The sequence below is a fragment of the Citrobacter sp. VF227 genome (genome assembly GCF_052950715.1).
The window spans coordinates 344,067-357,469 of the sequence record NZ_JBRFVF010000002.1 but is presented as its reverse complement, the minus strand read 5'-3'; the positions used below and the strand labels follow the sequence as shown (position 1 = coordinate 357,469).

The window sequence follows — 13,403 nt, the reverse complement described above, 5'->3', positions numbered from 1 at the left end:
AGTCAGAAACCATAGAGCTTACCGCTGATTAATCGCTAAAAAATGTTGCATTGCGCACAGCCTCGTTGACGGCCTGGGTCAGGCGACGCAATTGTTCGGGCTTGATAATGTACGGCGGCATCAGATAAATGAGCTTACCAAACGGTCTTACCCACACGCCCTGTTCGACAAAGAATTTTTGCAACGCGGCCATATTCACCGGGTGCGTGGTTTCGATGACGCCGATGGCACCAAGCACGCGCACGTCGACGACCCAACCGGAGTCTGCCGCCGGGGCGAGTTCTGTCCGAAGCTGCGTTTCTATGGCCGCTACCTGCGAACGCCAATCGCCGGTTTCGAGTAACGACAGGCTGGCGGAGGCGACGGCGCAGGCCAGTGGATTACCCATGAAAGTTGGACCATGCATAAAACATCCGGCTTCACCGTTGCTGATGGTTTCTGCGACCTGACGCGTGGTCAGGGTAGCGGAAAGGGTCATCGTTCCGCCGGTTAACGCTTTGCCAAGGCACAAAATGTCCGGAGTGATATCGGCGTGCTCACAGGCAAACAGCTTGCCCGTGCGACCAAATCCGGTGGCGATTTCATCGGCAATCAGCAAAATGCCTTCCCGGTCACACATTTTACGGATGCGCTTTAACCACTCAGGATGGTACATGCGCATGCCGCCAGCGCCCTGCACAATCGGCTCAAGGATCACCGCTGCAATTTCGTGGCGATGTGCGGCCATCAGACGGGCAAAAGGCACCATATCCAGTTCGTCCCATTCGCCGCCCATTCGGCTTTGCGGAGCGGGCGCAAACAGGTTCTCCGGCAGATAACCCTTCCACAGACTGTGCATTGAGTTGTCAGGATCGCAGACCGACATCGCGCCGAAAGTATCGCCGTGATAACCGTTACGAAATGTCAGGAAACGCTGACGGGATTCGCCTTTGGCCTGCCAGTATTGCAGTGCCATTTTCATCGCGACTTCCACGGCGACCGAACCTGAATCCGCGAGAAAAACGCACTCCAGCGCCTCTGGCGTCATCGCCACCAACTGGCGACACAGCGCAATGGTCGGGGCATGGGTAATGCCGCCAAACATCACGTGCGACATAGCATCAATCTGCGTTTTCATCGCGGCATTCAACTGTGGATGGTTGTAACCGTGGATCGCCGCCCACCAGGATGACATACCGTCAATCAGCCTCTCACCGTTGGCTAATATCAGTTCACAACCTTCGGCACGCGCCACCGGATAAACCGGCAGCGGGGAGGTCATGGAGGTGTAAGGGTGCCAGATATGGCGTTGGTCAAACGCAAGATCGTCCGTTGTCATAATCGACTTGTAAACCAAATTAAAAAGATTTAGGTTTACGAGTCTACACCAAACTGACAACGAAACGTATACCAATATGGCTCATTCTTCTCGCTGGACAATGTCGCAAGTCACCGAATTATTTGAAAAACCGCTGCTGGATCTGCTGTTTGAAGCGCAGCAGATTCATCGTCAGCACTTCGATCCGCAGCAGGTTCAGGTCAGTACATTGTTGTCGATAAAGACCGGTGCCTGCCCGGAAGATTGTAAATACTGCCCGCAAAGTTCCCGCTATAAAACCGGCCTGGAAACGGAACGTTTGATGGAAGTTGAACAGGTTCTGGACTCTGCACGTAAGGCGAAACAAGCCGGTTCAACGCGGTTTTGCATGGGTGCGGCGTGGAAGAACCCTCACGAACGCGATATGCCTTACCTGGAACAGATGGTTCAGGGCGTGAAAGAACTGGGGCTGGAAGCCTGTATGACGCTGGGCACGCTGGACGAATCTCAGGCCCAGCGCCTGGCCAATGCGGGTCTGGACTACTACAACCACAACCTCGACACCTCGCCGGAATTTTACGGCAATATCATTACCACCCGTTCGTATCAGGAGCGCCTGGATACGCTGGATAAAGTGCGTGAGGCGGGCATTAAAGTGTGCTCCGGCGGGATTGTGGGACTGGGGGAAACGGTCACCGATCGCGCGGGTCTGCTGCTGCAACTGGCGAACCTACCCACCCCGCCAGAAAGCGTCCCCATCAACATGCTGGTGAAAGTAAAGGGCACGCCGCTCGCCGATAACGACGATGTGGATGCGTTTGATTTTATTCGTACTATCGCCGTTGCGCGCATCATGATGCCGACGTCGTACGTGCGTCTTTCTGCCGGACGCGAGCAGATGAACGAACAAACCCAGGCAATGTGCTTTATGGCCGGGGCCAACTCGATTTTCTACGGCTGCAAATTGCTGACCACCCCGAACCCGAACGAAGATAAAGACCTGTTGTTGTTCCGCAAACTGGGTCTGAATCCGCAACAAACGGCGGTGCTGGCGGGCGATAACGAACAGCAGCAACGTCTGGAACAGGCGCTGCGTACTCCGGATACCGACGATTACTACAACGCGGCAACCGTATGACCTGGCAGCAAAAAATAGACGATGCGCTCGCTTTGCGTCGTTCTGCCGATGCCCTGCGTCGGCGCTATGCGGTGACGCAGGGCGCCGGTCGTTGGCTGCAGGCAGACGATCGCCGGTATCTGAATTTCTCCAGCAACGACTACCTTGGCTTAAGCCACCACCCTCAGATTATCCGTGCCTGGCAGCAGGGGGCAGAGCGTTTTGGGGTCGGTAGCGGTGGCTCGGGTCATGTCAGCGGTTATTCGGTTGCGCATCAGGCGCTGGAAGAAGAACTGGCCCACTGGCTGGGCTATTCGCGGGCGCTGTTGTTCATCTCCGGTTTTGCGGCTAATCAAGCGGTCATTACCGCGCTGATGGGCAAAGAGGATCGGATTGTCGCCGACCGACTCAGCCATGCCTCGCTACTGGAGGCTGCGAGCCTTAGCCCCGCCGTGCTACGTCGCTTTACCCACAACGATGCACAGCATCTGGAACGTCTGCTGGCTGCCTCCTGTCCGGGGCAGCAGTTGGTGGTGACCGAAGGCGTGTTCAGCATGGATGGCGACAGCGCGCCACTGGCTGAAATCCACGCGGCGGCTGAGCGGCAAAGCGCATGGCTGCTGGTGGATGATGCCCACGGTATAGGCGTTACCGGTGAGGAAGGGCGCGGTTCATGCTTCCATCAACAGGTGAAACCTGAGCTGTTAGTGGTGACCTTCGGGAAGGGATTTGGCGTCAGCGGCGCGGCAATCCTGTGTTCAGACAGCGTGGCCGATTATCTGCTGCAGTTTGCCCGTCATCTGATTTACAGCACCAGTATGCCTCCGGCGCAGGCTCAGGCTTTACGCGCTGCGCTGACAGTGATCCGCAGCCGTGAAGGTGACGAGCGCAGAGCAAAACTGACAATGCTTATCCGGCGTTTTCGCGCCGGCATGACGACCCCTGATTTAGTGCTGGCGCATTCAGACAGCGCTATTCAGCCGCTGATCGTTGGCGACAACCATAAAGCCTTGCAACTGGCGCAGGTATTACGGCAACAGGGATGCTGGGTGACGGCAATCCGTCCACCCACCGTGCCGGTCGGCACCGCCAGACTTCGTCTCACGCTGACCCAGGCGCATGAGCCCCAGGACATCGACCGCTTGCTGGAGGTGCTGCATGGCGCAGGTTGATAAGCAAGCCATTGCCGCCGCGTTTGGTCGCGCGGCTTCCCTCTACGAACAACACGCTGAACTCCAGCGCCAGAGCGCCGATGCGTTACTGGCACGACTGGATGGTCGTCAGTTCGACCACGTGCTGGATGCGGGCTGTGGCCCGGGGCGTATGAGTCGTTACTGGCGGCAGCAGGGGAGCAAAGTCAGCGCCCTGGATCTGTCGGCGCAAATGTTGGCAGAAGCACAGCGTCACGATGTTGCTCATCACTATTTATTGGCGGATATCGAAGCTCTACCGCAGGCGAGCGCCACTTTTGACCTGGCCTGGAGCAATCTGGCCGTGCAGTGGTGTAGCGATTTACGCGGCGCGTTAAGCGAGTTGTACCGGGTGGTACGCCCGGGCGGGATAGTGGCGTTTAGTACCCTGGCACACGGCTCGATGCCAGAACTGCGTCAGGCGTGGCGAGCGGTTGATGACCGGGAGCATGCCAACCGTTTTTTGCCCGTGGAACAGCTGGAAAGCGCCCTGGATGGCTGGAATGTTGACTACCAGTCTCATGCCATCACGCTGTGGTTTAACGACGCGCTAAGCGCCATGCGCTCGCTGAAAGGCATCGGCGCGACGCATTTGCATGATGGCCGCGACCAGCGCTTACTTACCCGTTCACAGTTGCACCAGGTGCAGTTAGCCTGGCCCCAGCAGCAGGGGAGATATCCGCTGACCTATCATCTATTTTTGGGAGTGATTCAACGTGACTAGCACGTATTTTGTCACCGGGACAGACACCGAAGTGGGTAAAACTATTGCCAGCTGCGCGCTGCTCCAGGCGGCGGGGTTGTTGGGATTACGAACCGTCGGCTATAAGCCCGTGGCGTCCGGTAGTGAAATAACGGCTGAAGGACTGCGCAACAGCGATGCGCTGGCTCTACAGCGCAATAGCGTTGTAGCCGTGGATTATGCAGCCATCAATCCGTATACCTTCGCGGAACCTACTTCACCGCATATCATCAGTGCTGACGAAGGGCGCCCCATTCAGGCCTCCGTGATGTCTGCGGGATTACGCACGCTGGAAGAGCAGGCTGAATGGGTACTGGTAGAAGGCGCGGGCGGATGGTTTACGCCGCTTTCACCAACACTGAGTTTTTCTGACTGGGTAAAAGCGGAGCAACTGCCGGTGATTCTGGTGGTTGGCGTTAAGCTTGGTTGCATCAATCACGCCATGCTGACCGCTCAGGCGGTGCAGCAGGCCGGACTGACCCTTGCCGGATGGGTCGCCAATGATGTGACGCCGCCTGGAAAACGTCATGCAGAATATATGGCGACGCTCAGGCGTGTGCTTGCGGCACCGCTGCTGGGGGAAATTCCCTGGCTGGCAGAAAAGCCGGAGCAGGCATCAACAGGGCATTATATCGATCTTAGCGCTTTGTCTGCGTTGTCCCCCAGTCGTTAATTAGCGGGTCGCCGAACGGTGTTATTTGCCCCTGCGCTACGTTACGCCCACGGTGTAACAAGCAATAGCAATCGGCGACCCGTCGAATAAACGGCAGGCTCTGCTCCGCGAGCATAATGGCGATGCCAAGTTCCTGGCTTAGCTTGACAATCAGATTACCCAGCCTGTGGATATAAGCCTGACCACTTCCTCGCGTGGGTTCATCGAGGATCAGCAGGCGCGGGCGTGTGACCAGCGCGCTGGCGAGCGCAAGCTGGTGCTGATTTTCCTCCGACAATGCCACTCCTTTGACCTGACGCAGTTCGAAAAGCTGTGGAAACAGGCGGTAAATATCGCTGCTGTTCATCGTTTCGCTTTCTTCAACCGCCTGACGCGCAATATGCAGATTTTCCTCGACCGTTAGTTGTGAAAAAATCCGTCTCTCTTGTGAGACGTAGTTAATACCCAGCGCAATGCGATTTGCCGTCGGAATCGGACTCAGGTCGCGCGGCGGTGCGCCAGCCTGATGCCAGAACATGGTTCCGCTTTCAATCGGTAAATTGCCGATAATGCAATTGGCAAGCGTAGTCTTTCCCATCCCCGGAAGCCCCAGCACGCCAGTACATTTGCCGGGCAGCAGGTCGAGATCCACATCCCACAATGAGTGTTGATTGCCGTAATAGTGATTCACTGCGCGAAGACTCAACATAGATTTCTCCATCATGATGTTATCGGCCCCACTAACAGGTCGTCGGAAGAAACCTGCAATTCTCTTGCCAGAAGCGGGATTCGTGGTAGAAACAGCGTGATAGCATACTAAAAACGCAAAAAAGTCCGGTTCATCAGATGGGAAGGGCTGTTTTGTGCACATTGCCAGTGCCTGGCGGTATCGTGATGGTGCAGGCAGGAAAATGATGAAAATGCGAGCAAGATCCCGGCCATTCCAGGTTGCTTCGTTAGCTGATAAATATCAAAAAATAGCGATAATTTTTTTTTATGCCTGCGGAAAAGAAAGTCAGGGTGTTTTTGCCAGGCTACAGTCCATACGGGCTGGAGGCAGTTATCCACTATTCCTGTGGATAACCTTGTGTATTAGAGTTAGAAAACACAATGTAAGCGAGAGAAGACGCGGGTTGCGACTAAATTGATGCGAAAGACGGCTTGTGATAATAATCATTAAATTACAGAAAGTTAGATAAAAGCAATGGCTGTCGCAGAAGTGTCATGTGTTGCCACAAAACTTTCATCGGGTAGCTTGACAAATGTTAAAAAAGTCATTGCTTTGGGGATAACACGTTTTTACTGGTGTTTTATCTTGTCTCTGGCCAAATTTTAGCCTGTAGTCACGCTCGTTCAGATGGCGTATCAGAAATATTCTGGCGTGTTACTGTTTTTTCATCCAGTATTTTTTACTGGCAAAATATACCACTGCGAGTAAAATTACACACCTGCCCGCCCATTGCTTCAGGTAGCTGCTCATGAGTAAACCGTTCAAACTTAATTCCGCTTTTAAACCCTCTGGCGATCAGCCTGAGGCAATTCGCCGTCTGGAAGAAGGGCTGGAGGATGGTCTGGCGCATCAGACGCTACTGGGGGTGACGGGGTCTGGGAAAACATTCACCATCGCTAACGTGATTGCGGACTTGCAGCGTCCTACCATGGTGCTGGCCCCCAATAAGACGCTTGCTGCTCAGCTGTACGGTGAGATGAAAGAGTTCTTCCCGGATAACGCGGTGGAGTATTTCGTCTCTTACTACGACTATTATCAGCCGGAAGCCTACGTACCCAGTTCTGACACCTTCATCGAGAAAGATGCTTCGGTCAACGAACATATTGAGCAGATGCGCCTGTCGGCAACCAAAGCGCTGCTGGAGCGTCGGGATGTCGTCGTCGTGGCCTCCGTTTCCGCTATCTATGGTTTGGGCGATCCGGATCTGTACCTGAAGATGATGCTGCATCTGACGGTAGGGATGATTATCGATCAACGCGCGATCCTGCGCCGCCTTGCGGAACTGCAATACACCCGCAACGATCAGGCATTTCAGCGCGGGACCTTCCGTGTGCGTGGTGAAGTGATCGACATTTTCCCGGCTGAATCCGACGACATCGCGCTGCGTGTGGAACTGTTTGATGAAGAGGTTGAACGCTTATCGCTGTTTGACCCGCTCACCGGGCAGGTCGAATCCACGATTTCGCGCTACACCATCTATCCTAAAACGCACTACGTGACGCCGCGCGAACGTATCGTGCAGGCGATGGAAGAAATCAAAGTTGAGCTGGCAGAGCGGCGTAAAATTCTGTTGGCAAATAACAAATTGTTGGAAGAACAGCGGTTAAGCCAGCGTACACAGTTCGATTTGGAAATGATGAATGAGCTGGGTTACTGCTCGGGGATTGAAAACTACTCCCGCTATCTGTCCGGGCGTGGCCCCGGTGAGCCGCCGCCGACGCTGTTTGATTACCTGCCTGCCGACGGTCTTCTGGTGGTGGATGAATCCCACGTCACAATCCCGCAAATTGGCGGCATGTATCGCGGAGACCGGGCGCGTAAAGAGACCCTGGTCGAATACGGATTCCGTCTGCCCTCGGCGCTGGATAACCGTCCGCTCAAATTTGAAGAGTTTGAGGCGTTGGCTCCACAAACCATCTACGTTTCAGCGACGCCGGGTAACTATGAGCTGGAGAAATCTGGTGATGAAGTGGTCGATCAGGTAGTACGACCAACCGGCCTGTTGGATCCGGTCATTGAAGTGCGTCCGGTGGCGACGCAGGTTGACGATCTGCTGTCGGAGATCCGCACCCGTGCGGCGATTAACGAACGTGTGCTGGTCACTACGCTCACCAAACGCATGGCGGAGGACCTCACCGAATATCTCGAAGAACACGGTGAGCGGGTGCGCTATCTGCACTCTGACATCGATACCGTGGAACGCATGGAAATCATTCGTGACCTGCGTCTGGGCGAGTTTGACGTGCTGGTGGGTATCAACCTGTTACGTGAGGGTCTGGACATGCCTGAAGTCTCGCTGGTGGCGATTCTGGACGCAGACAAAGAAGGGTTCCTGCGTTCTGAACGTTCGCTGATCCAGACCATTGGTCGTGCGGCGCGTAACATCAACGGTAAGGCTATTCTTTACGGCGACAAAATTACCGCCTCAATGGCCAAAGCGATTGGTGAAACTGAACGTCGTCGTGAGAAACAGCAGCTTTACAACGAAGAACACGGCATTACGCCGCAGGGGCTGAATAAGAAAGTGGTCGATATTCTGGCGCTGGGTCAGAATATTGCGAAGACCAAGGCGAAAGGCAAAGGGAAGTCACGCGCAGGTGCGAAGTCTGAGGTTGTCGAACTGGATATGACGCCAAAAGCGCTGCAGCAGAAGATTCACGAGCTGGAAGGACAAATGATGCAGCATGCGCAGAATCTTGAATTTGAAGAGGCCGCGACGATCCGCGACCAGTTGCATCAGTTGCGCGAGCTGTTTATCGCGGCGTCTTAACGCGATGTTGAAGGTGGGGGAGACCTGTCATCCGGCCTGGAAACGTCAAGGTTGTGTATGCCTGATAAGCGTCAGCGCCATCAGGCAAATTCGCTCAGCCTAACGCCTGTACCGCTTTTTCCAGCGCGCTATGCAATAGCTGGCGATCATGGCGGTAGGGAATATCGCTGGCTTCCAGCACTTCCTGAATGACAACGCGATTGGTAACGGTGGAAACATCCACTTTCGGGCCCACAACTACGGCATCAATCACTTTCTTGCCAACATACTGTTCAATGATTGCCAGCTTATCGTTGAGTGTCAAGCTGGCTGCTGGCAGGCTTAACTCGCGGCCGAGATTACTGATGTAGACCATCGGGGCCGGCGTGCGACGTAACGCCTGCGCCAGATCGTCGAGCAGCAGGATCGGCATCAGACTGGTGTAAAAACTGCCTGGCCCTATCAGAATCAAATCCGCTTCGGCGATAGCTTCAACCGCTTCCCGCGTGGTGGGGACTTTTGGCGACAGCATCAGCTCCTGAGGAGGGATAGTGAGCTGATCGATATTCACTTCGCCATAGACTTCATGCCCCTGATCGTCGATAGCCATCAGATCCACTGGCAGCTCCGACATCGGAATTAAATGCGCATCGACCTTCAGCAGGTTACGAATTAAATTGATGGCTTCTAAAGGCCGCACGCTGAGGTGATCGAGTGCCTTTAACATCAGATTTCCGAGGTTATGCCCGGAAAGTTCGCCATTTCCGCCAAAACGATACTCAAACATAGCGGATGCGACGCTGGGCTGGGTAATTAACTGGTTGAGACAGTTACGCATGTCTCCCCAGGCGATCCCGCCTTCAGAGCGACGAATACGGCCTGTCGAGCCGCCGTTATCGGTCGTGGTGACGATACCCGTCAGGCGTGAGCCTAAAGGGGAAAGTGAGGAAAGAACGCGTCCTAATCCATGCCCTCCGCCGAGAGCGACAACGCGGTCCAAATCTGCCAGGGTGCGAGTGCGCATAGAGTTTCCTGATATCAATTGATCGGCGCTACAGTACCGTAAATAGCGTGTTTTCAGCAATTATCCAGTTGGCATCTGGCGAAATTTATTATCTGCGATCTACCCCTTTCTGACGATATCGACCTGACGGCAAGATGATGTATATCAATGCAAAACTATGGTTTTTGCTTATTCTGTAGCGAAAATGCACGATCGCGTCGCTATATACATATTTATATAGCGAAAGTGTACATGGCAAAAGCGTCATTTACACGCTAGTATCGGCATAACCACAATGTACTCGAAGTATGACGAGTATAAACACTCTAGCCTCTGCACCTGGGTCAAATGATACGGTGCTTTGGCCGTGACAATACTTGAATAAGTTTGTCACCAGGGCGCAGGAAGAAATGACTACGTCTCCCGTATTTGGAAAGGTGTACATGGGCTCTCAACTTACCGATGCTTTCGCGCGTAAGTTTTACTACTTACGTTTGTCGATTACAGATGTGTGTAACTTTCGTTGCACCTACTGCCTGCCGGATGGCTATAAGCCCGGCGGGGTCACCAATAACGGCTTTTTAACCGTTGATGAAATTCGTCGTGTCACGCGTGCGTTCGCCAGTCTGGGAACGGAGAAAGTGCGTCTGACAGGTGGCGAACCTTCATTGCGTCGCGACTTTACCGACATCATCGCCGCCGTGCGTGAAAACGACGCCATCCGTCAGATTGCGGTGACCACCAATGGTTATCGTCTGGCGCGCGATGCCGCCGTCTGGCGCGATGCCGGGCTAACCGCGCTAAACGTCAGCGTCGACAGCCTGGATGCCCGTCAGTTTCATGCCATTACCGGGCAGGACAAGTTTCAGCAGGTGATGGCAGGTATTGACGCCGCCTTTGATGCGGGTTTTGAAAAAGTGAAAGTCAACACCGTGCTGATGCGCGACGTAAACCATCATCAGCTGGACACCTTCCTGGCCTGGATCCAACCACGGCCGATCCAACTGCGTTTTATTGAACTGATGGAAACAGGCGAGGGCAGCTCGCTCTTCCGTAAACACCATATCTCCGGCCAGGTACTGCGCGATGAGCTGCTGCGCCGCGGCTGGATTCATCAGATCCGACAGCGCAGCGACGGCCCGGCTCAGGTTTTCTGCCATCCTGACTATGTTGGCGAAATTGGTCTGATCATGCCTTATGAGAAAGACTTCTGCTCTACCTGCAACCGTCTACGCGTTTCCTCTGTCGGTAAGCTTCATCTGTGTTTATTCGGTGAAGGTGGCGTTAGCCTGCGTGATTTGCTGGAAGATGACGCTCAGCAGTCGGCGCTGGAAGAACGCATTTCAGCTGCGCTGCTGGAGAAAAAACAGACCCATTTCTTACATCAGAACAATACCGGTATTACGCAAAACTTATCTTACATTGGCGGCTGATCGCTAAAAGGAGTTTTTCATGAGTCAGGTAAGCGCTGAATTTATCCCGACACGCATTGCTATTCTTACTGTTTCCAATCGTCGTGGCGAAGAAGATGACACCTCCGGCCATTATCTGCGTGACTCGGCGCAAGAAGCGGGTCATCAAATAGTCGACAAGGCGATTGTCAAAGAGAACCGTTACGCCATCCGCGCCCAGGTTTCAGCCTGGATTGCCAGTGACGACGTGCAGGTTGTGCTCATCACCGGCGGCACCGGGTTAACCGAAGGGGACCAGGCGCCGGAAGCGCTGCAACCGTTGTTCGACAGAGAAGTTGAAGGGTTCGGCGAAGTCTTCCGTATGTTGTCGTTTGAAGAGATTGGCACCGCGACGCTGCAATCCCGGGCGATTGCCGGAGTCGCCAATAAAACGCTGATTTTCGCCATGCCGGGGTCGACCAAAGCGTGTCGTACCGCCTGGGAAAATATTATTGCGCCGCAGCTTGATGCCCGTACGCGTCCGTGTAATTTCCACCCACATTTGAAGAAATAAGTATGTCGCAACTGACTCATATTAACGCCGCTGGCGAAGCGCATATGGTGGATGTCTCCGCCAAAGCGGAAACGGTACGCGAGGCGCGTGCCGAAGCCTTTGTTACCATGCGTAGTGATACGCTGGCGATGATTATCGATGGCAGTCACCATAAGGGCGATGTATTCGCCACGGCGCGTATTGCGGGTATTCAGGCCGCCAAACGGACCTGGGATCTTATCCCGCTGTGTCATCCGCTGATGCTGAGCAAGGTGGAAGTCAATCTGCACGCCGAGCCTGAGCACAACCGCGTACGCATTGAAACGCTGTGTCGCCTGACCGGGAAAACCGGTGTCGAAATGGAAGCGTTAACGGCTGCCTCCGTAGCGGCGTTGACTATCTACGATATGTGTAAAGCGGTGCAAAAGGATATGGTGATTGGTCCGGTGCGTCTGCTGGCAAAAAGCGGCGGCAAATCCGGAGATTTTAAGGTGGATGCGCATGATTAAGGTTCTCTTCTTTGCTCAGGTACGCGAACTGGTAAATACCGATGTGTTAGAGGTCGCCGCCGAGTTTGCAACGGTAGAAGCGCTGCGTAAGCATCTTGCGGCAAAAAGCGATCGCTGGGCGTTGGCGCTGGAAGACGGTAAGCTGCTGGCGGCGGTAAACCAGACGCTGGTCGATTTTGACCATACCCTTAACGCGGGTGACGAAGTGGCTTTCTTCCCACCGGTAACCGGAGGCTAAGATGGCTGAAACGCGAATTGTTGTTGGCCCTGCGGCGTTTCGTGTCGGGGATGAATATCCCTGGCTGGCCGAACGTGACGAGGACGGCGCGGTGGTCACTTTCACCGGGAAAGTCCGCAACCACAATCTCGGCGATAGCGTGCAGGCGTTAACGCTGGAACACTATCCAGGGATGACCGAAAAAGCGCTGGCGGAGATTGTCGACGAAGCGCGTTCGCGCTGGCCGCTGGGACGAGTAACAGTGATTCATCGCATTGGCGAACTGTGGCCGGGTGACGAAATCGTTTTTGTTGGCGTGACCAGCGCGCATCGTAGCAGTGCGTTTGATGCCGGGCAGTTCATTATGGATTACCTGAAAACCCGCGCGCCGTTCTGGAAGCGCGAGGCCACGCCGGAAGGTGAACGTTGGGTTGATGCTCGCGACAGCGATAAGCAGGCGGCAAAACGCTGGTAGAGTAGTACACTTGTGTTAGGCTCATACTGATTCAGGAGATTGTCATGGACCGATTCCCACGATCCGATTCTATTGTGCAGGCGCGTTCCGGTCTGCAAACCTATATGGCGCAGGTCTATGGCTGGATGACTTGCGGGCTGTTGCTGACGGCGTTTATCGCCTGGTATGCGGCAAATACGCCTGCGGTGATGATGTTTGTTTTCTCCAGCAAAATCACCTTCTTTGGCCTGATCATCGCCCAACTGGCGCTGGTGTTTGTCCTGTCTGGCATGGTGCAAAAGCTTAGCGCGGGTGTGGCGACCACGCTATTTATGCTCTACTCGGCGTTAACCGGTCTGACGCTATCAAGCATTTTCATTGTCTATACCTATTCGTCTATCGCCAGTACCTTTGTGGTCACCGGCGGGATGTTCGGTATCATGAGTTTGTACGGCTACACCACCAAGCGCGATCTGAGCGGCTTCGGCAATATGCTGTTTATGGCGCTGATTGGTATTGTGCTGGCCTCGCTGGTTAACTTCTGGCTGAAGAGTGAAGCGTTGATGTGGGCGGTGACGTACATAGGGGTGATTGTGTTTGTCGGCCTGACCGCCTATGACACGCAGAAGCTGAAAAATATCGGTGAGCAGATCGATCTGCGCGACAGTTCCAACTTGCGTAAATACGCTATTCTTGGGGCGTTAACGCTGTATCTGGACTTCATTAACCTGTTCCTGATGCTGCTGCGTATCTTCGGCAATCGTCGTTAATTTTCCGCTACCGGATGGCGTAAGCCGCC

At 54.4% G+C, this 13,403-nt stretch carries 14 protein-coding genes and 1 riboswitch; of the genes, 11 read left to right on the top strand and 3 right to left on the bottom strand.

All coding sequences use genetic code 11. From position 1 onward, the window contains the following. Positions 1-28 precede the first annotated feature (28 nt). A complete protein-coding gene (gene bioA, locus ACU8YC_RS09120) occupies positions 29-1,318 on the bottom strand; it encodes an adenosylmethionine--8-amino-7-oxononanoate transaminase (protein ID WP_446895234.1) in 1,290 nt (429 codons plus the stop codon). Between the two features lie 76 nt (positions 1,319-1,394). Between bioA and bioB the strand changes: the two genes are divergently transcribed. From bioB to bioD, 4 genes are read left to right on the top strand one after another with little or no spacing between them, the layout of a single operon-like run. Further along, positions 1,395-2,435: a biotin synthase BioB gene (gene bioB, locus ACU8YC_RS09115; RefSeq protein ID WP_187260176.1), complete on the top strand. Its 1,041-nt coding sequence runs from the start codon at positions 1,395-1,397 to the stop codon at positions 2,433-2,435. Further along, positions 2,432-3,586: an 8-amino-7-oxononanoate synthase gene (bioF, locus tag ACU8YC_RS09110; RefSeq protein WP_151219591.1), complete on the top strand. Its 1,155-nt coding sequence runs from the start codon at positions 2,432-2,434 to the stop codon at positions 3,584-3,586. The genes bioB and bioF overlap by 4 nt, the downstream gene beginning before the upstream one ends. Beyond that, on the top strand, positions 3,573-4,328 hold the full coding sequence (gene bioC / locus ACU8YC_RS09105; protein ID WP_286543605.1) for a malonyl-ACP O-methyltransferase BioC: 756 nt from the start codon (positions 3,573-3,575) through the stop codon (positions 4,326-4,328). Before bioF ends, bioC begins: the two co-directional genes overlap by 14 nt. Further along, positions 4,321-5,019 carry a dethiobiotin synthase gene (bioD, locus tag ACU8YC_RS09100; protein ID WP_151219593.1) on the top strand — a complete coding sequence of 233 codons (699 nt, stop codon included), beginning with the start codon at positions 4,321-4,323 and terminating at the stop codon, positions 5,017-5,019. Before bioC ends, bioD begins: the two co-directional genes overlap by 8 nt. Here bioD and ACU8YC_RS09095 read toward each other — a convergent pair. Next, positions 4,985-5,707, bottom strand: coding sequence for an ABC transporter ATP-binding protein (locus tag ACU8YC_RS09095; protein WP_210904856.1), 723 nt, complete (start codon positions 5,705-5,707; stop codon positions 4,985-4,987). The two genes, bioD and ACU8YC_RS09095, sit on opposite strands and share 35 nt — an antisense overlap. A gap of 769 nt (positions 5,708-6,476) precedes the next feature. Between ACU8YC_RS09095 and uvrB the strand changes: the two genes are divergently transcribed. Continuing rightward, entirely contained in the window at positions 6,477-8,498 is a 2,022-nt protein-coding gene (uvrB, locus tag ACU8YC_RS09090) for an excinuclease ABC subunit UvrB (RefSeq protein WP_103768867.1), read from the top strand. 94 nt (positions 8,499-8,592) lie between these two features. Here the strand turns inward: uvrB and yvcK are convergent, their stop codons facing one another. Next, positions 8,593-9,501 carry a uridine diphosphate-N-acetylglucosamine-binding protein YvcK gene (gene yvcK / locus ACU8YC_RS09085; RefSeq protein ID WP_446895233.1) on the bottom strand — a complete coding sequence of 303 codons (909 nt, stop codon included), beginning with the start codon at positions 9,499-9,501 and terminating at the stop codon, positions 8,593-8,595. Positions 9,502-9,790: 289 nt separating this feature from the next. Continuing rightward, positions 9,791-9,936, top strand: a riboswitch (molybdenum cofactor riboswitch). Here yvcK and moaA point away from each other — a divergent pair. From moaA to ACU8YC_RS09055, 6 genes are all read left to right on the top strand, one after another. Further along, a complete protein-coding gene (gene moaA, locus ACU8YC_RS09080; RefSeq protein WP_286543598.1) occupies positions 9,924-10,913 on the top strand; it encodes a GTP 3',8-cyclase MoaA in 990 nt (329 codons plus the stop codon). (Overlaps the previous riboswitch by 13 nt.) A gap of 19 nt (positions 10,914-10,932) precedes the next feature. Beyond that, a complete protein-coding gene (gene moaB, locus ACU8YC_RS09075; RefSeq protein ID WP_003035187.1) occupies positions 10,933-11,445 on the top strand; it encodes a molybdenum cofactor biosynthesis protein B in 513 nt (170 codons plus the stop codon). A 2-nt stretch (positions 11,446-11,447) separates the two neighbouring features. After that, entirely contained in the window at positions 11,448-11,933 is a 486-nt protein-coding gene (moaC, locus tag ACU8YC_RS09070; RefSeq protein WP_151219597.1) for a cyclic pyranopterin monophosphate synthase MoaC, read from the top strand. Further along, positions 11,926-12,171, top strand: coding sequence for a molybdopterin synthase sulfur carrier subunit (gene moaD, locus ACU8YC_RS09065; protein ID WP_446895232.1), 246 nt, complete (start codon positions 11,926-11,928; stop codon positions 12,169-12,171). The genes moaC and moaD overlap by 8 nt, the downstream gene beginning before the upstream one ends. A 1-nt stretch (position 12,172) precedes the next feature. Beyond that, a complete protein-coding gene (moaE, locus tag ACU8YC_RS09060) occupies positions 12,173-12,625 on the top strand; it encodes a molybdopterin synthase catalytic subunit MoaE (RefSeq protein WP_187260183.1) in 453 nt (150 codons plus the stop codon). Between the two features lie 44 nt (positions 12,626-12,669). Then, on the top strand, positions 12,670-13,374 hold the full coding sequence (locus ACU8YC_RS09055; protein ID WP_038639068.1) for a Bax inhibitor-1/YccA family protein: 705 nt from the start codon (positions 12,670-12,672) through the stop codon (positions 13,372-13,374). The last annotated feature ends 29 nt before the right edge of the window (positions 13,375-13,403 follow it).